The sequence below is a fragment of the Cupriavidus taiwanensis genome, assembly GCF_900250115.1.
Lineage (GTDB): Bacteria > Pseudomonadota > Gammaproteobacteria > Burkholderiales > Burkholderiaceae > Cupriavidus > Cupriavidus taiwanensis_B.
The window spans coordinates 2001730-2024972 of sequence record NZ_LT984804.1 but is presented as its reverse complement, the minus strand read 5'-3'; the positions used below and the strand labels follow the sequence as shown (position 1 = coordinate 2024972).

Sequence of the window (23243 nt, the reverse complement as noted above, 5' to 3'; positions counted from 1 at the left end):
GAAAATGGGAACGACCAAGGCAGAAAGGATTGAAGTCAACGGCAGGACCTACCGCTGGATGGACCGCCCGGTGGTCGTGGTGTGCGTGGACGGCTGCGCGCCGGAATACCTGCAAGCGGCCACCAAGGCGGGCGTGGCGCCTTTCCTGCGCAGCGTCATGCAGCGCGGCACGAGCCTGCTGGGCGACTGCGTGATCCCCTCGTTCACCAACCCCAACAACCTGTCCATCGTCACCGGTGTGCCGCCGTCGGTCCACGGCATCTGCGGCAACTATTTCTTCGACCGCGAGCTCGGCGCCGAAGTGATGATGAATGACCCGAAGTACCTGCGCGCCGGCACCGTGCTTGCTGCCTTTGCAGACGCCGGGGCCAAGGTGGCGGTGGTCACCGCGAAGGACAAGCTGCGCAAGCTGCTCGGCCACGGCATGCGCGGCATCTGTTTCTCGTCGGAGAAGGCCGACCAGGTCACGCTGGCGGAACACGGCATCACCGGCGTCGTCGAGATGGTGGGCATGCCGGTGCCGTCGGTCTACAGTGCGGAGCTGTCCGAGTTTGTCTTTGCCGCCGGCGTCAGGCTGATGGAGCGCGAGCGGCCTGACCTCATGTATCTGTCCACCACGGACTACGTGCAGCACAAGGCTGCGCCGGGCAGCGAGGCCGCCAACGCCTTCTACCGGATGATGGATGGCTACTTGAGCCGGCTCGATGCCATGGGCGCCACGATCGTGCTGACCGCCGACCACGGCATGAACGACAAGCACGGCGCTACGGGCGAGCCCAACGTCATTTACCTGCAGGATCAGCTTGACGCCTGGTACGGCGAGGGGGCGGCCCGCGTCATCCTGCCCATTACCGACCCCTATGTGGTTCATCACGGCGCGCTGGGCTCGTTTGCAACCATTTATACGCCCGATGCCGAGAGCGCGGCCCGCTGGATTCCGCGCATCGCCGACATCGAAGGCATGGACAGCGTACTGACACGCCAGCAGGCAGCGGAGCGCTTCGGACTGCCGCCCGACCGCATCGGCGACATCGTCGCGGTCTCGTGCCAGAACGTCGTGATCGGCACATCGAAGTCCAGGCACGACCTGTCCGGCCTGGACGCACCGCTGCGCTCCCACGGCGGGGTGTCGGAGCAGGTCGTACCCTTGATCTGCAACCGCGCGATGGTCGGGTTGAATCCGGACCGGCGCCTGCGCAACTTCGACGCGCTCGACCTCGCGCTGAATCACGCCGCCTGACGGCGCCTTCCGGATTACCTGCTTGCTGTCCTGACGCGCCCCCGCGCAGGGGCGGGGGGACAGTCGCGCCCGCCGAACGAAACCAAGAGGAGACACTCATGCATACACCAGCCGCCACCGGCATCCGCCACGAAGCGCTGCGCATTGCCGGCGAAAAGGTCTATCGCGACCGCGTGATCGAGGTGACCTATCCCTACACCGGGGAAGTGATCGCCACGGTGCCGAAAGCCGATCTCGAAGACGTGCGCCGCGCGCTGCGCATCGCCCATCAGTACCGTTCGACCCTGACCCGCTACGACCGCTACCGCATCCTGATGCGCGCCGGCGAGCTCATCGCGCAGCGCAAGGAAGAGATGGCGACGCTGATCACGCTGGAATCGGGTTTGTCGCTCAAGGACACGCTCTATGAGGTCGGCCGCGCCTCCGACGTGCTGCTGTTCGCCGCCAACCAGGCACTGGTGGACGACGGCCAGGTTTTCTCCTGCGACCTGACCCCCCATGGCAAGAGCCGCAAGGTCTATACGCTCAAGGAACCCCTGCTGGGCGCGATCTCGGCCATCACGCCGTTCAATCACCCGCTCAACCAGGTGATCCACAAGGTGGCGCCGGCGGTGGCCACCAACAACCGCATCGTCCTCAAGCCGAGCGAGAAAACGCCGCTGGCCGCCTTCGCGCTCGCCGACATCCTCTATGAGGCCGGCCTGCCGCCGCAGATGCTGTCGGTCGTCACCGGCGACCCGCGCGAGATCGCCGACGAATTGCTGACCAGCCCACACGTGGATCTCGTCACCTTCACCGGCGGCGTGCCGATCGGCAAGTACATCGCGGCCAAGGCTGCGTACAAGCGCCAGGTACTGGAACTGGGCGGCAATGATCCGATCATCGTGATGGAAGACGCCGACCTGGAGGAAGCCGCCACGCTGGCCGCGGGCGGCTCGTACAAGAACTCGGGCCAACGCTGCACGGCGGTAAAGCGGATGCTGGTGCAGGAATCCGTGGCCGACCGCTTTGTCGAGTTGCTGGTGGCCAGGACGCAGGCCGTGAAGTATGGCGATCCGCTCGATCCTGCCACGGACATGGGCACGGTCATCGACGAGGCCGCAGCCATCCAGTTCGAGTCCGTGGTGAACGCCGCCATCGCCGGCGGCGCCCGCCTGCTGGCCGGCCACAAGCGCGACGGGGCACTGTACGCACCTACCGTTCTCGACCACGTGGACCCGGAGATGACCGTTGTCAGGGAGGAGACCTTCGGGCCGGTCTCGCCGGTGATCCGCTTCAAGGATATCGACCACGCCATCCGCATCTCCAACGGCACGGCCTACGGGCTTTCGTCGTCGGTCTGCACCAACCGGCTCGACTACATCACCCGTTTTATCCGCGAATTGCACGTCGGGACGGTCAATGTCCGCGAAGTCCCTGGCTATCGGCTCGAGATGACGCCGTTCGGCGGCATCAAGGACTCGGGACTGGGCTACAAGGAGGGCGTGCTCGAGGCGATGAAAAGCTTCTGCAATACCAAGACCTACTCGCTGCCCTGGTAAGGCGGCGCCATCGTACCGGATTCATACACCACTAAAGAAGGAGACAGCCATGAGGATCGGAGTTCCGAAGGAAATCAAGAACCATGAGTATCGCGTCGGCCTGACGCCGTCGTCCGTGCGGGAGATGGCGGCACACGGCCACGAGGTGCTGGTGCAGACGGCTGCCGGCGCCGGCATTGGCGCCAGCGATGCCGACTATCGCAAGGCCGGCGCGACCATTGCCGAGTCGGCGGAGGAGGTCTTCGCCAAGGCCGAGATGATCATCAAGGTAAAGGAGCCTCAGGCCGGTGAGCGTGCCATGCTGCGGGAGGGGCAGATCCTCTATACCTACCTGCACCTCGCGCCAGACCCGGAACAGTGTGCCGATCTCGTCCGCAGCGGTGCGGTCTGCATTGCCTACGAGACCGTGACCCAGGCCGGTGGCGGCCTGCCGCTGCTGGCGCCGATGTCGGAGGTTGCTGGCCGCATGTCGGTGCAGGCCGGGGCGCACTGCCTGGAGAAGGCGCGCGGCGGCATGGGCGTCCTTCTGGGCGGCGTGGCGGGCGTGGAGCCGGCCAAGATCGTCATTCTCGGCGGGGGCGTGGTTGGCAGCAACGCGGCGCAGATCGCCGTGGGCACCGGCGCCCAGGTGGTGGTGATCGACCGCAATATCGATGTGCTGCGGCGCATGGACCGCTTGCTGGGCGCCCGCGTGACGACGGTCTACTCCAACCAGGACAACCTGGAGCGCCACGTACTGTCGGCCGATCTCGTCATCGGTGGCGTGCTGATACCGGGCGCCGCCGCGCCCAAGCTGGTGAGCGCCGGCATGGTGGATGCGATGAAGCCGGGTTCGGTCATCGTCGATGTGGCGATCGATCAGGGCGGCTGCTGCGAGACCGCCAGGGCGACGACCCACGCTGATCCCACCTATCTGGTCGGCAGCGTGTTGCACTATTGCGTTGCCAATATGCCGGGGGCGGTGCCGCGTACATCGACCTATGCGCTCAATAACGCCACGTTGCCGTTCGCCCTGCAGATCGCTGACAAAGGCTGGAAGACCGCATTGGCGGACAACCCGCACCTTGCCAATGGTCTGAACGTGGCGTTCGGCAAGGTGACCTGCAAGGAGGTTGCTCACGATCTCGGCTATGCCTATCACGAGGCTGCGCAGTTGCTGACGCATTGAGGCGATCCCGTGCCAGGACCGCCAGGCAATCGTGCCCCGGCATGGGCGGTTACCTGGCCGGTCAGCGTGCAATCAGGCGCCGGAGGTTTGCCAACCGTTGTTACAACTTGCCTCCCGCCCGGCTGTCGTGCGTGGAGAAGTCTGGCAAAACGGAAATAAAGCCACTGCGGACGCGACAACAAGGGTAGAGTGGGGGCAAGACCACTAAATGGCGGAGGCTGCCATGGATACCCATCCGGCTGCGACTTACAAGGGATATGACCTTTATCCCCTGGTGTACAGGCATGCCGCCGCGCGCGTGTGGCCCGAACCGCGGCCCGACCGTTCTTTCGATGCCGCGGTGGTGATCTGCCTGGCCGGCCAGTCGCCCGAAGATGGCCAGGCGCGCACGTTCCGCCTGCAGGCCGCGCCCTGGGACAATGTGGGCGGCGCGCGCCGCGGCGCACTGCGCTATGCCGAGGACATCATAAATGGCACCGTGCCGGGGGTATCGGTAGCGCTGGCCGGATTGCAGGGCTGAACTTTCCGGGCGGGTACCTTCGTAGTCGCCAGCATTGGCCCGTTGCGGCACAGCCAAGGCGTGCGGCGTCCTCCGTCAGACTGCAAGGAGTCCGTTCATGGACATGCGTACGGGATCATCCGGTTTTCTGTGCACGCTGCCCGGCGAGGGCAAAGGCACTACCTACCACGTGGCCGTCTGCTTTATCGATGCCGAGCGCCCCACCGGCGTGCTGTTCACCAGCTTCGTCGGCGTGGGGCGGCGTTCGTTCGGCGTGCTGGCCGATCCGGCCGCCTTGCGCGGCCAGCTCGCCAGCAGTGGCGAGGCCTTGTGCCGCGTCGCCATCGGCCAGGTGGTGCGTGACCAGTTGCACGACAAGGCGCGCGAGGGCGACTACGTACTGGACCTGGCCGCCGCCCCATGGGACGGCGAGTTGCGCACCGTCGGCGCCGGGCTCAGGACCGCCCGGCCGCATGTGCGCGTGCTGGGCTGACGCGCCGGGTCCTGCGCGCAGGCAATCAGATCTGGAACACAGGGTTGCCGTGGCGCTCCAGCAGCGCTTCGATCAGTGCCATGTCCGTGGTCTGCGGGGTGCGGTCTTCCACCGCGCGCGACGGACCGCAGTAGGTGGCGGTCACGTGGCGCCTGACGGTCAGCACGCCGGTCGCGGGCGCAGCCACTTCCACGGCCTGCCACGGCGCATGCCGGTAGCTGCCGGGCTGCCAGCCCTCGGGCGTCAGGTGCAGGGCTTCCCATTCTTCGATGACGGACATGATCGGTTCTCCTTGATCTAGAAATTCGGTGTGGCGGATGGCACGCGCCGGCGCGGCTTATTGCTGGCGCAGGCGCGCCGCGGCCTGTTCGCCGGCGCGGCGGGCGGCGCGCCTGGCGCGCGCTTCGGAGCGGTGCGTGTCGTGGCGCATGGCGACGTTGGCGACGATGCGTTCGGCGCCATTGCGGTATTCCGCAATCATGTAGGTCGCGAACCAGAGGCCGGGTTCCTGCTCGATCGGATAGACGGAAACGGTATAAGGGTTGTGTCGGATGGGATTGACTCGATTCAATGGCTTACCTGTTCATGGCGCGGCCGAAGCTGGCGCGTTGCGTCGGCATCCGATGCAACCCGCGGTGCGGTGGCGGCCGTCAGCCGTTGCGATGGGCCAGCGCCATACCTGCGGGGCGCGGGCGTTGCAGCTGGCGTGAAGTGGACCGTGCCTGCGCGAGCCGATGCGCCGGTGGTCCGGGCGATCGTCGCGGAGCGGAATAGCCGCCGGTCGGATGGGTGGTGGGCGCTTCGGCCCATGGATGCATCGGGGGTGCGCCCGCCATGCCGCCGCGGATGACACGGCACGGAGCGCTTCCGGTGAAACCGTCGTTCCGTGTGCGGCTGGCGCACTGGTGTCGGCCCTGCCGATCCGTGCATGAGAACCGGCATGATACCACTTTCCACAGGCGCGCCGGTTCGCGTGACGGACGCTGCTCCCCGCCACGCCGGTCATGCAGGGCTCAGGATTCGTTGATCTGCGCGAAGCGCTGCGACAGGAAATCGATCAGCTCGCGCACCGACGGCAGCAGCCCGCGCCGCGACGGAAACACGGCGTGGATCACGCCGCCCTTGACCGACCATTCCGGCAGCACCTTGACCAGGCGGCCGGCGCGCAGCTCGTCGGTCATCATCATCACCGGCAGCTGCACGACGCCGGCGCCGGCCACCGCCGCGGTGCGCAGCATGATCATGTCGTCGGTGACCAGCCGGGGCTTGTGGTGCAGGTCGGCGCTGGCGCCGCCGGGCCCGTACAGCGACCAGGTGTGCGACGGGCGCGGCGGGCCCAGGTCCAGCGTGGGCAGGGCGTTCAGGTCCGCCGGCGCCAGCAGCGGTCCGTGGCCGGCCAGCAGCGCGGGGCTGGCGACAAAGCACCAGGCGCGCTGCGCCAGCACGCGCATCACCAGGTCGCTGTCTTCCAGCGGCGGCACGCGCACGCGCACGGCCAGGTCGATGCCCTCGGCCACCACGTCGACGCGCCGGTTGGTGGCCTCCAGGTGCACGATGACCCTGGGATTGGCCGCCATGAAGTCGGCCACCATCTCGCCCACGCGCGCATGCAGCAGGGCCACCGGGCAGGTCATGCGCACCAGCCCGCTGGGCTCGGCGCGGCTTTGCTCGATCGCGCTCTCGGCGGCCTCGGCCTCGACCAGCATGGCCTTGCAGTGGCCGTAATAGGTCTGTCCCAGCTCGGTCACGGAAAATCGCCGCGTCGAGCGCTGGATCAGGCGCACGCCCAGGCGCTCTTCCAGCAGGGCCACGCGCCGGCTGAGCTTGGACTTGGGGATGCCCAGCACGCGGCCGGCCGGGGCAAAGCCCTGGTGGTCGACCACTTGCGCGAAGTAGTACAGGTCGTTGAGGTCCGGATGCAAGCGCGGCTCCTGTCGTCCTGCCAGTAGGACGCTGAAGGCGGATTTTCCGGCCTACCGGCGGTATTTGCCAAGTCCTATGCTTTCGCAACACGGTCGGTTCCGGATGCCCGGTCCGCCGGTTTTGCCAACCGCATAGGAGAATGCGCAATGACTACCCCCGCCAATTTCAACGGCAAGCGTCCGGCCATCGATCCCGCCGATACGGCAATGCTGCTGATCGACCACCAGAGTGGCCTGTTCCAGACCGTGGGCGACATGCCGATGCCCGAACTGCGCCTGCGCGCCGCCGCGCTGGCCAGGATGGCGACGCTGTGCAAGCTGCCGGTGATCACCACCGCTTCGGTGCCGCAGGGCCCCAACGGCCCGCTGATCCCCGAGATCCACGAGAACGCGCCGCATGCCAAATACGTCGCGCGCAAGGGCGAGATCAACGCCTGGGACAACCCCGACTTCGTCGCCGCCGTGCGTGAAACCGGCAAGAAGACGTTGATCATCGCCGGCACCATCACCAGCGTATGCATGGCGTTCCCGTCGATCAGCGCGGTGGCTGACGGCTACAAGGTGTTCGCGGTGGTGGACGCCTCGGGCACCTATTCCAAGATGGCGCAGGAGATTACCCTGGCGCGCATCGTCCAGGCCGGCGTGGTGCCGATGGACACCGCGGCCGTGGCCTCGGAATTGCAGCAGAGCTGGAACCGCCCGGACGCTCAGCAATGGGCCGAGGTCTACACCAGGATCTTCCCGGCTTACCAGTTGCTGATCGAGAGCTACATGAAGGCGCAGGACGTGCAGAAGAACAACGAAGTGCTGGACTCCAGCCGCTGACGACCGGCCGGCAACGGCCTCACCCCATGGCGGCGGGCTCGCGGCGCCGGCGTGCGTCCGCACCGCTTCCATCCATCGGAGCACATCATGAGCAAGCCCTACAAGCGCCTGGACAAGACCCAGGCAGCCGTGCTGATGGTCGACCACCAGGCCGGCCTGCTGTCGCTGGTGCGGGACATCGAGCCCGACCGGTTCAAGAACAACGTGCTGGCGCTGGCCGACCTGGCCAAGTACTTCAAGCTGCCGACGGTGCTGACCACCAGTTTCGAGGACGGCCCCAACGGGCCGCTGGTGCCCGAACTCAAGGCCATGTTCCCGGATGCGCCGTTCATTCCGCGCCCCGGCCAGATCAATGCCTGGGACAACGAGGACTTCGTCGCGGCCGTGCGCGCCACCGGCAAGAAGCAGTTGCTGATCGCCGGCGTGGTCACCGAGGTATGCGTGGCATTCCCGGCGCTGTCGGCGCTTGAAGAAGGCTTTGAAGTGTTCGTCGTGACCGATGCCTCGGGCACCTTCAATGAACTGACGCGCGATTCGGCCTGGCGACGGATGTCCGAGGCCGGCGCGCAGCTGATGACATGGTTCGGCGTGGCCTGCGAACTGCATCGCGACTGGCGCAACGACATCGAAGGGCTGGGCACGCTGTTCTCGAACCATATCCCGGACTACCGGAATCTGATTACGGCTTATACGACGGTGAAGGGCGGCAAGTAAGCCGTGCAGCCCGGTACGCTGCCGGTTTGCTCCTCTCTCCCGCAAGCGGGAGAGAGGGCACGCAAGCGACGGTCGAGCTCCCTCAGGCTCCTTTTACCACCGCTCGCACCGGCGCCCCCGCTTCGGCCTGCGCCGAGGCCGAGCGCCGGTGGTTGATCATCGACACCGCACCTGCCGCGATCACCGCCGGGATTGCCATTGCCATGAAATTCTGCTGCAGCGGCAGCGACATCCCCACCAGCACGCCAATCACGATCGGTGCCAGGATGGCGCCGCTGCGGCCCACGCCCGAGGCCCAGCCGATGCCGGTACCGCGCACCGCGATCGGGTAGAACTGGCCCGCGTAGGCATAGGTGACGATCTGCGTGCCGATGGTGGACGCGCCCGCCAGGCCCACCACCACGAACAGCGCGGCGCTCGGCATCGGATAGCCCAGCAGCGTGATCGACACCGCCGCCAGCGCATACATGCCGACCAGCACGTGCTTGATCGGCAGCCGGTCGGCCAGCCAGCCGCCGCCGATCGCGCCCAGCATCGCGCCGAAATTCAGCACCAGCACGAAAGTCAGCGCCGAGCCCAGGCTGTAGCCCGCGCCCGCCATCAGCTTGGTCAGCCACGAACTGAGCGCGTAGACCATGAACAAGCACATGAAGAACGCGACCCAGAACATCACCGTGCTGACGCCGCGCCCGTCCTGGAACAGGCGGCGGATCGGCGTGCCGCCGGCCGCGCGGGCATCGCCGTCGTCGGCGGGGAGCACGAAGACATCGCCGGCCTGGGGGCGATGCGACGGCGCCAGCCGCGACACCACCGACTGCAGCGCGGCGGTCTGGCCGGTGCGGATCAGGTAAGGCATCGACTCGGGCAGCGCGCGCAGCACCACCGGGATCAGCACCACCGGCAGGCCGGCGGCGAGGAACACCGACTGCCAGCCGTAGCTTTCGATCAGCCCCTTGCCCAGCAGCGCGGCGAGCATGCCGCCGACCGAATAGCCGCTGAACATCAGCGTCACCAGCGTGCCGCGCAGCTTGCGCGGCGAATACTCGGTCATCTGCGCGACCACGTTGGGCATCACCCCGCCGATGCCCAGCCCCGCCAGGAAGCGCGTGACGCTGAAGCTGACCGGATCGCTGGTCAGGCCCGCCGCCGCGGTGAACACGCTGAACAGCGCCACGCAGATGGCGATGGCGCGCCGGCGCCCGATGCGGTCGGCCACGGTGCCGAGAAAGATCGCGCCGAACATCATGCCGAACAGTGCCGAGCTGACCATGAAGCCCGCGCTGGTGGCGGTCACGCCCATCTCCTTCATGATCGACGGCAGCGCGATGCCGGCCACGGCCAGGTCATAGCCGTCGAAGATGATGATCAGCGCGCACCAGAACAGGATCAGCGCATGGAAGCGGTTGAAGCCGGCCGTGTCGGCCAGCTGGTGGACATCGATCTGACGCATGGTTTGTCTCCGGATGGTTGGGGGGTGCGGCAGGGCGGCGTTGCCGCTCACGCCACCGCGGCGGCACGCTCTGCGGCGGCCTGCAGTTCTCGTTCGCGCAGCAGGAAGCGCTGGATCTTGCCGGTGGCGGTCTTGGGCAGCGCCTCGACGAAGGCGATCGTGCGCGGGTACTTCCAGGCGGCCAGGCGTTCCTTGACGAAGGCCTTCAGTTCGTCCTCGCGCAACTGCGCGCCCGCTTTCAGCACCACGAAGGCCTTGGTCTTGACCAGGCCGTCCTGGTCGGGCACGCCAATCACCGCGGCTTCCAGCACCGCGGGGTGCTGAACCAGCGTGGCCTCGACCTCGAACGGCGACACATAGATGCCGCTGACCTTGAGCATGTCGTCGCTGCGTCCGGCGTAGCTGTAGCTGCCGTCGGGGTTGCGCACGTACTTGTCGCCGCTCTTGGTCCAGCCGCCGCGGAAGGTCTCGCGCGATTTCTCGCGGTTGGCCCAGTACATCATCGCGGCGCTGGGGCCCTGGATATACAGGTCGCCGATCTCGCCGTCGGGCACGGCACGCCCGTCTTCGTCGCGCAGCTCGACGCTGTAGCCCGGCACCGGCCAGCCTGTGGTGCCGTAGCGCACCTGGCCGGGGCGGTTGGACAGGAAGATATGCAGCATCTCGGTGGAGCCGATGCCGTCGATGATCTCGCAGCCGAAATGCGCGGTGAAACGCTCGCCGAGGTCGGCCGGCAGCGCTTCGCCGGCCGACGAGCACAGCCGCAGCGCGACCTCGGCGCGGGCCGGCAGCGCCGGCGACGCGAGCAGGCCGGCATAGCCGGTCGGCGCGCCGAAGAACACCGTGGGCCGGTGCTGCAGCCAGCGGCGGAAGGTGGCATCGGGCGTGGGGCGCTCGGCCATCAACACCACCGTGGCGCCGACGCTGAGCGGAAAGCTGAGGCCGTTGCCGAGCCCGTAGGCGAAATACAGCTTGGCCGCGGAGAAGCACACATCCTGCTCGTTCAGGCCGAGCACCGGCCCGGCATAGAGCGCCGCGGTCCAGTAGGGGTTGGCGTGGCTGTGCACCACGCCCTTGGGCTGGCCGGTCGAGCCCGACGAATAGAGCCAGAAGCCGGGATCGTCGCAGCCGGTGGCGGCGGGCGCCGGCAGCGGTGCCTGCGCGGCCAGCGCCGGTTCCAGCGCCGCCATGCCATCGGGCAAGGCTGCTTGCGCACGCGACACCAGCACCTGCTGCACCTCGTGCCCGGGCCGCGCCAGCGCGTCCTGCAATACCGGCAGCAGCGCGGCCGAGACCAGCACCGCCTGGGCGCGGCTGTGCTGCAGCATGTAGGCGTAGTCGTCGGCGGTCAGCAAGGTGTTGACGGCCACCGGAACGATGCCGGCGTACATCGCGCCAAGGAAGCATACCGGCCAGTCGGTGCAGTCGTGCATCAACAGCAGCACGCGCTCTTCGCGGCGGATGCCGGCGCCGAGCAGCGCCGCGGCCAGGCGCCGCACCCGCTGCTCGAGTTCGCCATAGCTGAGCTGGCCATCGTCGTCGAGATAAGCCACCTTGCCGGGGCGCGCGGCATTGCAGTCGAGCAGGTGCGCGGCAAAGTTGAAGGGGGTGCCGGGTGGCCGGACCGGTGGCGCTGCGTTCGTGGCGTGCATGGGTTGTCTCCCCGTTGCTGAGGTACGGTGTGCCGCGCCGCCATGCGGATGTGGCGACGCGGGAAAAAATTGCGGGGGCCGGATCGGTCAGGCCAGGCTGCCGAGCACCGCGGTGCTGGCCTGGATCGCGCTGCGGCGGTGATAAAAGTGCAGGGCGCGCAGGCCGCCCAGCTCTTCGCCGCCGCCGGCGCGGCCCGGGCCGCCGTGCAGCGATTGCGGCATGACGTTGCCGTGGCCGGTGTGCAGCTGCGCCACCTCGGGCGATATCACATGCACGCGCCCATGGCTGTCTGCCAGTTCCAGCGCGGCAGCGCCGAGCGCGGCCGCGTCGCTGCCATAGAGCGAAGCCACCAGCGAGCCCTGGCCGCGGCGCACCAGCGCGAGCGCATGCGGGGTGTCGCGATAGGGCAGCAGCGTGGCGACCGGGCCAAACACCTCGGTGTCATGCACCACCGCGGCCGCATCGGCATCGCTGACGCCGAGCAGCGTCGGCCCGATGCAGCAGGCCACGGCCGGATCGGCGTCGACCAGCCGCTGGCGCGTGCCGTCATGCAGCACCTGTGCGTGCTGGCGCAACGCCGCAAGCCCTGCGGTGACCGCATCGAACTGCGCGCGGCTGACCAGCGCGCCCATGCGCACCTCGTCATGGCGCGGATTGCCGACGGTGACTTTCGACAGCCGCGCGCCGATCGCTTCGGCGGCCTGCCCGTAGAGTGCCGCGGGCACGAACACGCGGCGGATCGCGGTGCATTTCTGGCCGGACTTGACCGTCATCTCGCGCACCACTTCCTTCACCAGCAGGTCGAACGCGGCGGTGTCCGGCTCGGCCTGCGGCAGCAGCAGCGCGCTGTTGATGCTGTCCGCCTCGATATTCACGCGCACCGAGCGCTGCGCGATGGCTGGATGCGAGCGGATCACCGCCGCGGTATCGGCCGAGCCGGTGAAAGACACCACGTCGAACGGCTGCAGCTGGTCCAGCAGTCCCGCCGAGCTGCCGCAGATGACCGACAGCGCGCCCGCTGGCAGCACGCCGGCCTCGACCACGTCGCGCACCATGCGCTGGGTCAGCCAGGCCGTGGCGGTGGCGGGTTTGACGATCACCGGCACGCCGGCCAGCAGCGCCGGGGCCGCCTTTTCCCACAGCCCCCAGCCCGGGAAGTTGAAGGCGTTGATAAACAGCGCCACGCCGCGCGTGGGCACCAGCACGTGCTGCGACTGGAACAGCGGATCCTTGCCCAGCCGAGCGGCCTCGCCGTCGAGCAGGTAGTGGCGGTCGCCAAGCGTATCGCCCAGCTTCGCATAGGTGCCCAGCGTAAAGATGCCGCCATCGATATCGACCGCGGAATCGTTCTTCACGGTGCCGCTGTTCGCGGTGGCAATCTCGTAATAGGCATCGCGGCTGGCCTGCAGCACCTTGACGACTTCACCCAGCAGCGCGGCACGCTGGCGGTAGCTCAGCGCCCGCAGCGCGGCGCCGCCCTGTTCGCGCGCGAAGGCAAAGCCGGCGGCGAGGTCCAGGCCGCTGGCATCGACCCGCACCAGTTCATCGCCCAGCACGGGATCGAACAGGGGCGTGCCGCTGCCGCTGCCGGCCTGCCATTCGCCGCCGAGATAGTTGGAAAGCAGTTCGGTCATGGCAGTCCTCAGCGGGTGAAGTCGATGCGGCCTTGCGGCAGCAGGTAAAGCACCAGCGCGCGGCCATTGCTGACGGTGGGGCGATGGGCGCTGCCCGGCGGGCACACCAGCCAGCCGGCGGGGCGGCCGTCGAAACGCGCGTCCCGGTCGAGCGGCATGATCAGGTCGATCTCGCCCTCGGGATGAATATGGTGCGGTCCGGCGATGTCGTGCATGTCGACCACGTCGACCGAAAACCCGTGCAGGTCGTCGGCGGGCTTGAAGATGCGGCCGTAGCGGATGCCGCCGCCTGCGCGGTTGCACAGCCAGCCATCGGCCACGCCGGCCTGGCATGACGCCATCAGTTGCTGGTAGGTGGGGCTGCCCGCGCCGTGCTCGGCGTTGAGCCAGTCATCGAGCGCCGGGTCGAGCGGGCGGCCTGCCAGTTGCGCGGTGAGCCGGGCGACCTGGCTGCGGAATTCAGTGTGTGACATGGGAAAGAGGGGCTCCGTCTGATACGCCAGTTGCCTTCACTGGCATCATGCATTATTGTGCATGTATGAAAAATAGAGCCGCGTGGAAATCATGTCAAGCACTATATTGCATGAATCTGGGTTAACCCCGGATGCGGAGCTGCAGGATGGTTCAAGCGCCGCCGCCGCCAACACCGCGGAGAAGAACCCTTTCCTGGTGTCCCTGGGCGAGCGCGTGCGCGCGCAGCGGGCCTGCCGCGGCCTGACCCGCAAGGCCGCCGCGCAGGCGGCCGGCGTTTCCGAGCGGCATCTGGCCAACCTCGAATACGGCAGCGGCAATGCCTCCATCCTGGTGCTGCAGCACGTGGCCGAGGCCCTGCAGTGCTCGCTGGCGGGACTGCTGGGCGACGTCACTACCTCGTCGCCGGAATGGATCCTGTTGCGCGAGCTGCTGGAACACCGCGACGAAGCCACGCTGCGGCGCGTGCGCATTGCCGTGGGCGAGCTGCTCGGCACCGGCGGCGAGAATGCGGCCCAGGCCGCGCGCAGTCCGCGCGTGGCGCTGATCGGCCTGCGCGGCGCCGGCAAGACCACACTGGGCGGGATGCTGGCCGAGGATCTGGATTTCCCGTTCGTGGAGCTGAGTCGCGAGATCGAGAAATTCGCCGGCTGCAGCATCTCCGAGATCCAGGGCCTGTACGGCATGAACGCCTATCGCCGCTACGAGCGGCGCGCGCTGGAGGAGGCCATCCAGATCTATCCCGAGGCCGTGATCGCCACGCCCGGCGGCCTGGTGTCGGACCCCGCCACCTTCAACCTTCTGCTGGCCCACTGCACCACGGTGTGGCTCCAGGCCGAGCCCGAACAGCATATGGAGCGGGTGCGCGCGCAGGGCGACTTCCGGCCGATGGCGGCCAGCAAGGAGGCCATGGAAGACCTGCGCCAGATCCTGGACGGCCGCGCCGCCTTCTATTCCAAGGCCGAGTTTGCGCTGGACACCAGCGCGCAGCCGCTCGATGCCACCTTTGCCGTCCTGCGCCAGCTGGTGCGGCAGGCGTTGCGCATGCCGGTGTGACGGCGCTGGCGCAATGACCCCACGACGGGGGCAGTGCCGGTCACGTCTCGAGTAATCTGCACAATAGTGCTTGATAAAAATCGGATTGATGAATTATAGTTCGTCTCAAGCCGATACCCGTTGATGCACGATAGTGCAGTTTCGCAGAGGAGACCCCGCCGTGACCACCGCCCCCCGCGTCGACTACCAGACCGATCCTTCCCAATACAAGCATCTGAAGCTGGCCTTCGACGGCCCCGTCGCCACGCTGGCGGTGGATATCGACGAGAACGCCGGCCTGCGTCCCGGCTACAAGCTCAAGCTCAACAGCTATGACCTCGGCGTCGACATCGAACTGAACGACGCGCTCAACCGTATCCGCTTCGAGCACCCCGAAGTGCGCACCGTGGTCGTCACCAGCGGCAAGGACAAGGTGTTCTGCTCGGGCGCCAACATTTTCATGCTCGGCGTCAGCAGCCACGCCTGGAAGGTCAACTTCTGCAAGTTCACCAACGAGACCCGCAACGGCATCGAGGATTCCTCGCAGCACAGCGGCCTGAAGTTCCTGGCCGCGGTCAACGGCGCCTGCGCCGGCGGCGGCTATGAGCTGGCACTGGCCTGCGACGAGATCCTGCTGGTCGACGACCGCTCGTCGGCGGTAAGCCTGCCGGAAGTGCCGCTGCTGGGTGTGCTGCCGGGCACCGGCGGCCTGACCCGCGTCACCGACAAGCGCCATGTGCGCCATGACCTCGCCGACATCTTCTGCACCACCACCGAAGGCGTGCGCGGCCAGCGCGCCAAGGACTGGCGCCTGGTCGACGATATTGCCAAGCCGGCGGTGTTCGCGCAGAAGGTGCAGGAGCGCGCGCTGGCACTGGCCGCGCAGAGCGACCGGCCGGCCGCTGCGCAGGGCGTCGCGCTCGCGCCGATCGAGCGCACCATTGAAGCCGATGCGCTGCGCTATACGCACGTGACTGTGGAAATCGACCGTGCCGGCCGCACCGCTACCTTCACGGTGAAGGCGCCGACGGGCACGCAGCCGCAGAACATTGATGAAATCGTGCGGGCCGGCGCCAACTGGTACCCGCTGCAACTGGCGCGCGAACTGGAAGACGCGATCCTGTCGATGCGCACCAATGAACTCGACATCGGCACCTGGCTGATCAAGACCGGTGGCGATGCCGCCGCGGTGCTGGCCAGCGACGCCACGCTGCTGGCGCACAAGGACCACTGGTTCGTGCGCGAGACCATCGGGCTGCTGCGCCGCACGCTGAGTCGCCTGGACGTGTCGTCGCGCAGCCTGTTCGCGCTGATCGAGCCGGACTCCTGCTTTGCCGGCACCTTCCTGGAACTGGCGCTGGCGTGCGACCGCAGCTACCACCTGGCGCTGCCCGACGACGCGGTGCGCGCGCCAAAGATCACCGTGGCCGACGTCAACTTCGGCCTGTACCCGATGGCGACCGGCCAGAGCCGCCTCGGCCGCCGCTTCTACGACGAACAGCCCGCGCTCGATGCCGTGCGCGCCAGGGCCGGCCAGCCGCTCGACGCCGATGCCGCCTACGCGCTGGGCCTGGTCACCGCCAATCCCGACGATATCGACTGGACCGACGAAGTCCGCATCGCGCTGGAAGAGCGCGTGGCGATGTCGCCCGACGCGCTCACCGGCATGGAAGCCAACCTGCGCTTCAACGGCCAGGAAAACATGTTCACCCGCATCTTCGGCCGCCTGACCGCGTGGCAGAACTGGATCTTCCAGCGCCCCAACGCGGTCGGCGACAAGGGTGCGCTCAAGGTCTACGGCAAGGGCGACAAGGCCGCCTTCGACTGGAACCGGGTCTGACCACCCCTGAACGCATACCGCATCGCCCGCATAACGGAGACCACCATGTCCGGCATCAACTACAGCGACAAGATCCCCAACAACGTCAACCTGAGCGAAGACCGCACCCTGCAGCGCGCGCTCGAGCAATGGCAGCCCAACTACCTGAGCTGGTGGAACGACATGGGCCCGGAAGGCTCGCACCAGCACGACATCTACCTGCGCACCGCGATCAGCGTCGACCCGCAGGGCTGGGCCCACTTCGGCCACGTCAAGATGCCGGACTACCGCTGGGGCATCTTCCTGAACCCCGCCGAGGCCAACCGCAAGATCCACTTCGGCGACCACAAGGGCGAGGATGCGTGGCAGGACATTCCCGGGGAATATCGCGCCAACCTGCGCCGCATCATCGTGACGCAGGGCGATACCGAGCCGGCATCGGTCGAGCAGCAGCGCCACCTGGGCCTGACCGCGCCCAGCATGTATGACCTGCGCAACCTGTTCCAGGTGAACGTGGAAGAGGGCCGCCACCTGTGGGCCATGGTGTACCTGCTGCACAAGTACTTCGGCCGCGACGGCCGCGAGGAAGGCGAGGCGCTGCTGGAGCGCCGCAGCGGCCAGCAGGACAACCCGCGCATCCTGCAGGCGTTCAACGAACAGACGCCCGACTGGCTGTCGTTCTTCATGTTCACCTACTTCACCGACCGCGACGGCAAGTTCCAGCTGTGCGCGCTGGCGGAAAGCGCATTCGACCCGCTGGCACGGACCACCAAATTCATGCTGACCGAGGAAGCGCACCACATGTTCGTCGGCGAGAGCGGCGTGTCGCGCGTGATCCAGCGCACCTGCCAGGTGATGAACGAGCTGAAGACCGACGATCCCGCGAAGCTGCGTGCCGCCGGCGTGATCGACCTGCCGACCATCCAGCGCTACCTGAACTTCCACTACAGCGTCACGATCGACCTGTTCGGCGCCGATGAGTCGAGCAACGCCGCCACCTTCTACAGCACCGGCCTGAAGGGCCGCTACGAAGAAGGCAAGCGCATGGACGACCACGTGCTCAAGGGCCAGACCTACCGCATCCTGCAGGCGCAGAACGGCCAGCTGACCGAGAAGGAAGTGCCGATGCTCAACGCGCTCAACGAAGTGCTGCGCGACGACTACATCAAGGACAGCATGGCCGGCGTCGAGCGCTGGAACAAGGTGATCGAGAAGGCCGGGATCCCGTTCCGGCTGAAGGTGCCGCACAAGGCGTTCCACCGCAACATCGGCGCGCTCGCCGGCGTGAAGGTATCGCCCGACGGCCGCGTGATCTCCGACGCCGAATGGCGCGACTTCCGCGACCAGTGGCTGCCCACCGAAGGCGACCGCGCCTTCGTCGCCAGCCTGATGGGCCGCGTGGTCGAGCCGGGCAAGTTCGCCAACTGGATCGCGCCGCCCGTCATGGGCATCAACCGCCAGCCGGTGGATTTCGAGTACGTGCGGTTTAACTGATTCACGGTCTTACCAACCGCTCCCGGTTTGCTCCCCTCTCCCGCATGCGGGAGAGGGGCCGGGGGAGAGGGCAGGCGATGGCATACCGACGAGTTGCACTTCGTTGAGGCTCCGGCCCTCTCCCCCCCCCTCTCCCACTGCGCGGGAGAGGGGAGCGTTCGCGACGGGCCTTGGCAAGCTCGAGCGCAGTGCCCGCGATGCCCTCTGATTTGTGGAGACCGCCATGGACATGGCAGAAATTCAAGTCATCAAGCAGCACCTGATCGATCCCGAGATCTGCATCCGCTGCAACACCTGCGAAGCCACCTGCCCGGTGGGCGCGATCACGCACGACTCACGCAACTACGTGGTCGATGCCGACAAGTGCAACCTGTGCATGGCCTGCATTTCCCCGTGTCCGACCGGCTCGATCGACAACTGGCGCGACATGCCGAAACTGCGCGCCTACAGCGTTGAAGAGCAACTGACCTGGGACACGCTGCCAGAAGAACTCTCGCCCGAACAACTGGCCGACCTGGCGCCCGGCGCCGGGGCGCACACCGCCCCGCCGGAGATTCCAGTCACGTCGCCGCTCGCCGGCACCGGCGAAGAGACCCTCAACAGCGCGCGCTACGGCGCCACCGTGCCGCCGTGGTCCGCCGCGCATGCCTATACCAACCTCTATGGCGCGAAGTCTGCCCACAAGACCATCACCGCCACGGTGACCGGCAATGTGCGCGTGACCGATGTCGGACGTGAATACGATACGCACCACATCGTGCTGGACTTCGGCACGACGCCCTTCCCGGTGCTCGAAGGCCAGTCCATCGGCATCGTCCCGCCCGGCACCGGTGAGGGCGGCCGGCCGCACCACGCGCGCCAGTACTCCATCGCCAGCGCGCGCAACGGCGAGCGGCCGGGCTACAACAACCTGTCGCTGACCATCAAGCGCGTGCTGCAGGACCATGACGGCAATCCCGTGCGTGGCGTGGGATCCAACTACATGTGCGACCTGAAGGTGGGCGACAAGGTGGAAGTGATCGGCCCGTTCGGCGCCAGCTTCCTCATGCCCAACCACCCGCGCTCGAACATCGTGATGATCTGCACGGGCACCGGCAGCGCGCCGATGCGGGCGATGACTGAATGGCGCCGCCGGCTGCGCAAGGCCGGCAAATTCGACGGCGGCAAGCTGATGCTGTTCTTCGGTGCGCGCACGCGGGAGGAGCTGCCGTACTTCGGGCCGCTGCAGAAGCTGCCGAAGGATTTCATCGACATCAACCTGGCGTTCTCGCGCACGCCGGGGCAGCCCAAGCGCTATGTACAGGACCTGATGCGCGAGCGCGCGGCGGATCTGGCCGCGTTGCTGGCTTCATCCGATACGTACTTCTACGTCTGCGGGCTGAAGAGCATGGAGGAGGGCGTGGTGCTGGCGCTGCGCGAAGTGGCACAGCATGCGGGGCTGCATTGGGAGACGCTGGCGGAAGGGTTGAAGCGCGACGGGCGGCTGCATCTGGAGACGTATTAAACGCGATACTGCAATCAGTGCCATCGCGGCTGGCACAGGCTCCCCTCGCCCGCTAGCGGGAGAGGGGAGCAAACAAGCGAAGGGGAAAGTTTTCAGCCATGCGCAAACCGCCTGCGCAACACCTTCCCCGCATCCGCCAGTTTCCCCTCCGCCACCTCCACCGTGCGCTGCAGGTAATCCTCGCTCGCCGCCAACAGCGAACCATACATCCCACTGCACATCTCCCGCGCCGTGCGCCCGGGCCAGTCCTGCGGCAGCAGCGCCTCCGGCAGGTTGGGATCGCGCAGCAGCACGCGCCGGTATTCATGTACCAGCAGTGTCCGGACGAAATAGGCATCGGCCGGCGGTAGTTGCGCCGCTTCTTCCGCCAGGGGTGAAAAGCGCCGCAGCAGCGCCTGCCACGCGTCCGCGACGTCGCCCAGCTTGAAGGTCTGGTGCATCAGCGCCTGCAGCGGCTGGATCGGGAACGCTTCCAGGCTGCTTGCCTCCATCACCGCGACGTACTCCTGCGCGCGTGCCGCGCCGATGATCTCGCGCAGCGATCCCAGGTCCGCATTGGGATGCGCCATCACCCCTGGCGCGATCGCGCCAAAGCCCTCCCACAACAATTCCCGCTTCAGCTTTTGCCGCACGGTGGCGCGTACGTCACCGCGCACCATCACCATGGTCCAGCGGCCATCCCATTCCTGCGCTTCGCCCGCATAGATGCGCTTGCCGGCGTGCAGCACGCGTTGCAACCCGGCTTCCGACAGTCCGTAGTAGCTGCGCCGTCCGATCCTGATGGCGCTCAGCCAGTCGTCCGCGGTCAGCCGGAACGTGGCCGTGCGCACCAGCCGGTCGTTGATGCCGAACGGTGCGGCGAGGCGGATCAGGCTCCCCAGCCACACCGCCTGCGGCCGCGGCGCCACCACGTCGCCGAACAGCGTCACCAGCAGCGAATTGGCCCCCAGCTTGAGTCCGCGCGCCAGCCGGCCAAGGCGTGCAGAGGGTTGTTCCGGGTCAGGTGAAGTCGCCATCGCAGGCCCTTGAAGTGATACACATACGTCGATTGCTTGAATCAAATTGTATCACTACCATGCATTGCAACTGATGCAATTGACGTAAATCAAGACCCCGAGCGGGACCCAACAAAAGCGGAGCAGGCATGTACGCACAGCTGGTGGAGACAGGAGCAACAAGGCTCCGCGCGATGGCAGAGATGGACCCGCAGGAGCGCGCGTTCCAGTCCCGCGTGGATGAAGGGATCAAGATCGAGGCCAAGGACTGGATGCCCGAGGCTTACCGCAAGACCCTGGTCCGCCAGATCTCGCAGCATGCGCATTCGGAAATCGTTGGCCAGCTGCCGGAAGGCAACTGGGTGACCCGCGCGCCCACGCTGGAGCGCAAGGCGGTACTGCTGGCCAAGATCCAGGACGAAGCCGGCCACGGCCTGTACCTGTACAGCGCGGCGGAGACGCTGGGCGTGTCACGCGACCAGATGCTGGGCGACCTGCATGCGGGCAAGGCCAAGTATTCCAGCATCTTCAACTACCCCACGCTGTCCTGGGCCGACATCGGCATGATCGGCTGGCTGGTCGACGGTTCGGCCATCATCAACCAGGTGCCGCTGTGCCGCTGCTCTTACGGCCCGTATGCGCGCGCCATGGTGCGCGTATGCAAGGAAGAGTCGTTCCACCAGCGCCAGGGCTACGACATCCTGCTGAAGCTGTGCAACGGCACGGCCGAGCAGAAGCAGATGGCGCAGGACGCGCTCAACCGCTGGTGGTGGCCCGCGCTGATGATGTTCGGCCCGTCCGACGGCGATTCGCCGAACAGCGCGCAGTCGATGCAATGGCGCATCAAGCTGTTCTCCAACGACGAGCTGCGCCAGAAGATGGTCGACCAGACCGTGCCGCAGGCCGAGTACCTGGGCCTGACCATTCCCGACCCGAAGCTGAATTGGAACGAGGAACGCGGCCACTATGACTTCGGCGAGATCGACTGGTCCGAGTTCTACAACGTGATCCAGGGCAACGGCCCGTGCAACCGCGACCGGCTGCGCACCCGCGTCAAGGCCTGGGACGACGGCGCATGGTTCCGCGACGCGCTGGTGGCGCACGCCGATAAGCAAGACCGGCAGGCACGGCAAGCCGCCGCCTGACCTCCGCGGCGCAGCGCGCCGCTCCCCACATCGAATCGCTTTACACAGGAGGTTGCCATGAAAGAGTGGCCGCTTTGGGAGATCTTTATCCGCAGCCAGCACGGCCTGGCCCACAAGCACGTGGGCAGCCTGCACGCGCCGGACGGCGAAATGGCGATCAACAACGCCCGCGACGTCTACACGCGCCGCAATGAAGGCGTCAGCGTCTGGGTGGTGAAGGCCAGCGACGTGATGGCCAGCAGCCCCGGCGACAAGGGCCCGCTGTTCGAGCCGGCCAACAGCAAGGTCTACCGCCACCCGACGTTCTTCCCGATGCCGGAAGCGGTCAAGCACATCTGAGACGGCCCGCATCATGACGAACCACAAGCTCGAATTCTTGCTGCGCCATGGCGATTCCACGCTGGTGCTCGGCCAGCGCCTGTCGGAATGGTGCGGCCGCGGCCCCGCGCTGGAGGAAGACATCGCGCTGACCAACGTCGCGCTCGACCTGGTCGGCCAGACCCGCCTGTGGCTGGGCTATGCCGCGGAAGTGGAGGGCGCCGGCCGCACCGCCGACCAGCTGGCATTCCTGCGCGATGCGCACCAGTTCCGCAACCTGCTGCTGGTGGAACAACCCAACGGCAGCTATGCCGATACGCTGGCGCGCCAGTTCCTGTTCGATACGTGGCACTACTTCCAGCTCGAAGCGCTGCAGCGCTCCACCGATGCGCGAATTGCTGAAATCGCCGCCAAGTCGCTCAAGGAAGTGACCTACCACGTGCGCCGCAGCGCGGACCTCGTGGTGCGCCTGGGCGATGGCAGCGAGGAAAGCCACCGCCGGATGCAGGATGCGTTCGACGACCTGTGGATGTTCACCGGCGAGCTGTTCGAAGCCGATGCGGCCGAGGCGGAGTTGGCGAAGGAGGGCGTGATCCCCGAACCCAGCACGCTGGCCGAGCCCTGGCAGCGCCATGTCAGCGAGGTGCTGGAAGAAGCCACGCTGCGCGTGCCCGCCGGCCAGTGGGCGCAAAGCGGCGGCCGCCACGGCCGTCATACAGAACACCTTGGCTACCTGCTGGCCGAGATGCAGTTCCTGCAGCGCGCCTATCCCGGCGCGCAATGGTGAGCATCATGACCGCGCAAGCGCTGGACCGTGCCGCCGTGGACCAGGTCTGGACCTGGCTCGACACGGTGCCCGACCCCGAGATCCCCGTGATATCCGTGGTGGACCTCGGCATCGTGCGCGACGTGGCGTGGGAAGGCGACGCCTGCGTCGTCACCATCACGCCGACCTATTCTGGCTGCCCGGCCATGACCGTGATCCGCGAGGGTATTGAAAGCGCGCTCGCCGCGCAGGGCGTGGACAACGTCCGCGTGCAGACCCGGCTGGCGCCGGCCTGGACCACCGACTGGATGACCCCGCGCGGCAAGGCCAGCCTCGCCGGCTACGGCATCGCGCCGCCGGCGCAGCAGGTGATCGATATCAGCGGCATCAGCCGCAAGTCAGGCACGGGACCGGCGGCGCTGGTGGTGGCCTGCCCGCACTGCGGCTCGCGCCATACGCGGCTGGTCAGCCAGTTCGGCTCGACCGCGTGCAAGGCGCTGTACCGCTGCGGCGACTGCAAAGAGCCGTTCGACTACTTCAAGGCTCACTGAGAAGGA

At 67.1% G+C, this 23243-nt stretch carries 23 protein-coding genes; 15 read left to right on the top strand and 8 right to left on the bottom strand.

The annotated features are described in order from the left end of the window. Positions 1 to 4 precede the first annotated feature (4 nt). The 5 genes from phnA (at position 5) to CBM2586_RS25825 (ending at position 4941) form a co-directional block, all read left to right on the top strand. Positions 5 to 1240 (top strand): phosphonoacetate hydrolase, encoded by a 1236-nt coding sequence (phnA, locus tag CBM2586_RS25845; RefSeq protein WP_115690643.1) that lies wholly within the window; start codon positions 5 to 7, stop codon positions 1238 to 1240. 98 nt (positions 1241 to 1338) lie between these two features. After that, positions 1339 to 2781 carry a phosphonoacetaldehyde dehydrogenase gene (phnY, locus tag CBM2586_RS25840; protein ID WP_115663917.1) on the top strand — a complete coding sequence of 481 codons (1443 nt, stop codon included), beginning with the start codon at positions 1339 to 1341 and terminating at the stop codon, positions 2779 to 2781. Between the two features lie 49 nt (positions 2782 to 2830). Next, complete coding sequence (ald, locus tag CBM2586_RS25835) at positions 2831 to 3949, top strand: alanine dehydrogenase (RefSeq protein WP_115663918.1); 1119 nt, start codon at positions 2831 to 2833, stop codon at positions 3947 to 3949. 223 nt (positions 3950 to 4172) lie between these two features. Continuing rightward, the gene (locus tag CBM2586_RS25830) at positions 4173 to 4469 is read left to right on the top strand and encodes a hypothetical protein (RefSeq protein WP_115663919.1); all 297 of its coding nucleotides are present in this window, start codon (positions 4173 to 4175) and stop codon (positions 4467 to 4469) included. Between the two features lie 97 nt (positions 4470 to 4566). Then, positions 4567 to 4941 carry a hypothetical protein gene (locus tag CBM2586_RS25825; RefSeq protein ID WP_115663920.1) on the top strand — a complete coding sequence of 125 codons (375 nt, stop codon included), beginning with the start codon at positions 4567 to 4569 and terminating at the stop codon, positions 4939 to 4941. A 25-nt stretch (positions 4942 to 4966) separates the two neighbouring features. On the opposite strand, the gene CBM2586_RS25820 is transcribed toward CBM2586_RS25825, so the two are convergent. From CBM2586_RS25820 to CBM2586_RS25810, 3 genes are all read right to left on the bottom strand, one after another. Further along, entirely contained in the window at positions 4967 to 5221 is a 255-nt protein-coding gene (locus tag CBM2586_RS25820) for a translation initiation factor 1 (protein ID WP_115663921.1), read from the bottom strand. Between the two features lie 57 nt (positions 5222 to 5278). Then, positions 5279 to 5512 (bottom strand): isochorismatase, encoded by a 234-nt coding sequence (locus tag CBM2586_RS25815; protein ID WP_115663922.1) that lies wholly within the window; start codon positions 5510 to 5512, stop codon positions 5279 to 5281. Positions 5513 to 5954: 442 nt separating this feature from the next. Then, on the bottom strand, positions 5955 to 6863 hold the full coding sequence (locus tag CBM2586_RS25810; protein ID WP_115663923.1) for a LysR family transcriptional regulator: 909 nt from the start codon (positions 6861 to 6863) through the stop codon (positions 5955 to 5957). A gap of 147 nt (positions 6864 to 7010) precedes the next feature. Between CBM2586_RS25810 and CBM2586_RS25805 the strand changes: the two genes are divergently transcribed. Both CBM2586_RS25805 and ycaC read left to right on the top strand, forming a co-directional pair. Further along, a complete protein-coding gene (locus CBM2586_RS25805; RefSeq protein ID WP_115690641.1) occupies positions 7011 to 7688 on the top strand; it encodes an isochorismatase family protein in 678 nt (225 codons plus the stop codon). An 87-nt stretch (positions 7689 to 7775) separates the two neighbouring features. Continuing rightward, positions 7776 to 8402, top strand: coding sequence for an isochorismate family cysteine hydrolase YcaC (gene ycaC, locus CBM2586_RS25800; protein WP_115663925.1), 627 nt, complete (start codon positions 7776 to 7778; stop codon positions 8400 to 8402). An 82-nt stretch (positions 8403 to 8484) separates the two neighbouring features. On the opposite strand, the gene CBM2586_RS25795 is transcribed toward ycaC, so the two are convergent. The 4 genes from CBM2586_RS25795 to CBM2586_RS25780 form a co-directional block, all read right to left on the bottom strand. After that, positions 8485 to 9852: an MFS transporter gene (locus CBM2586_RS25795; RefSeq protein ID WP_115663926.1), complete on the bottom strand. Its 1368-nt coding sequence runs from the start codon at positions 9850 to 9852 to the stop codon at positions 8485 to 8487. A 47-nt stretch (positions 9853 to 9899) separates the two neighbouring features. Further along, positions 9900 to 11504, bottom strand: a complete 1605-nt coding sequence (locus CBM2586_RS25790) for a benzoate-CoA ligase family protein (protein WP_115663927.1) — start codon at positions 11502 to 11504, stop codon at positions 9900 to 9902. 87 nt (positions 11505 to 11591) lie between these two features. Beyond that, positions 11592 to 13139, bottom strand: a complete 1548-nt coding sequence (locus tag CBM2586_RS25785) for a 3,4-dehydroadipyl-CoA semialdehyde dehydrogenase (protein ID WP_115663928.1) — start codon at positions 13137 to 13139, stop codon at positions 11592 to 11594. Positions 13140 to 13147: 8 nt separating this feature from the next. Then, positions 13148 to 13612: a DUF4863 family protein gene (locus CBM2586_RS25780; protein ID WP_115690639.1), complete on the bottom strand. Its 465-nt coding sequence runs from the start codon at positions 13610 to 13612 to the stop codon at positions 13148 to 13150. Positions 13613 to 13703: 91 nt separating this feature from the next. Here CBM2586_RS25780 and CBM2586_RS25775 point away from each other — a divergent pair, with 91 nt between their 5' ends. The 4 genes from CBM2586_RS25775 to boxA all read left to right on the top strand — a co-directional run bounded on the left by CBM2586_RS25775 (position 13704) and on the right by boxA (position 19462). Beyond that, entirely contained in the window at positions 13704 to 14666 is a 963-nt protein-coding gene (locus tag CBM2586_RS25775) for a helix-turn-helix transcriptional regulator (RefSeq protein WP_115666399.1), read from the top strand. A gap of 160 nt (positions 14667 to 14826) precedes the next feature. Beyond that, complete coding sequence (gene boxC, locus CBM2586_RS25770; RefSeq protein WP_115690637.1) at positions 14827 to 16485, top strand: 2,3-epoxybenzoyl-CoA dihydrolase; 1659 nt, start codon at positions 14827 to 14829, stop codon at positions 16483 to 16485. 45 nt (positions 16486 to 16530) lie between these two features. Beyond that, entirely contained in the window at positions 16531 to 17958 is a 1428-nt protein-coding gene (gene boxB / locus CBM2586_RS25765) for a benzoyl-CoA 2,3-epoxidase subunit BoxB (RefSeq protein ID WP_112775592.1), read from the top strand. Between the two features lie 223 nt (positions 17959 to 18181). After that, positions 18182 to 19462, top strand: coding sequence for a benzoyl-CoA 2,3-epoxidase subunit BoxA (gene boxA, locus CBM2586_RS25760; protein ID WP_115663932.1), 1281 nt, complete (start codon positions 18182 to 18184; stop codon positions 19460 to 19462). Between the two features lie 92 nt (positions 19463 to 19554). Here boxA and paaX read toward each other — a convergent pair whose 3' ends face one another. Continuing rightward, entirely contained in the window at positions 19555 to 20478 is a 924-nt protein-coding gene (gene paaX / locus CBM2586_RS25755; RefSeq protein WP_115690635.1) for a phenylacetic acid degradation operon negative regulatory protein PaaX, read from the bottom strand. Positions 20479 to 20606: 128 nt separating this feature from the next. Here paaX and paaA point away from each other — a divergent pair, with 128 nt between their 5' ends. Genes paaA through paaD form a run of 4 tightly spaced genes read left to right on the top strand, consistent with a single transcriptional unit; the run spans position 20607 to position 23237 of the window. Next, positions 20607 to 21602, top strand: coding sequence for a 1,2-phenylacetyl-CoA epoxidase subunit PaaA (paaA, locus tag CBM2586_RS25750; protein WP_115663934.1), 996 nt, complete (start codon positions 20607 to 20609; stop codon positions 21600 to 21602). Between the two features lie 57 nt (positions 21603 to 21659). Further along, positions 21660 to 21941, top strand: coding sequence for a 1,2-phenylacetyl-CoA epoxidase subunit PaaB (paaB, locus tag CBM2586_RS25745; protein ID WP_029044895.1), 282 nt, complete (start codon positions 21660 to 21662; stop codon positions 21939 to 21941). A 13-nt stretch (positions 21942 to 21954) separates the two neighbouring features. Then, positions 21955 to 22707 (top strand): 1,2-phenylacetyl-CoA epoxidase subunit PaaC, encoded by a 753-nt coding sequence (gene paaC, locus CBM2586_RS25740; RefSeq protein ID WP_115663935.1) that lies wholly within the window; start codon positions 21955 to 21957, stop codon positions 22705 to 22707. A 5-nt stretch (positions 22708 to 22712) separates the two neighbouring features. Further along, entirely contained in the window at positions 22713 to 23237 is a 525-nt protein-coding gene (gene paaD, locus CBM2586_RS25735) for a 1,2-phenylacetyl-CoA epoxidase subunit PaaD (protein WP_115666400.1), read from the top strand. The last annotated feature ends 6 nt before the right edge of the window (positions 23238 to 23243 follow it).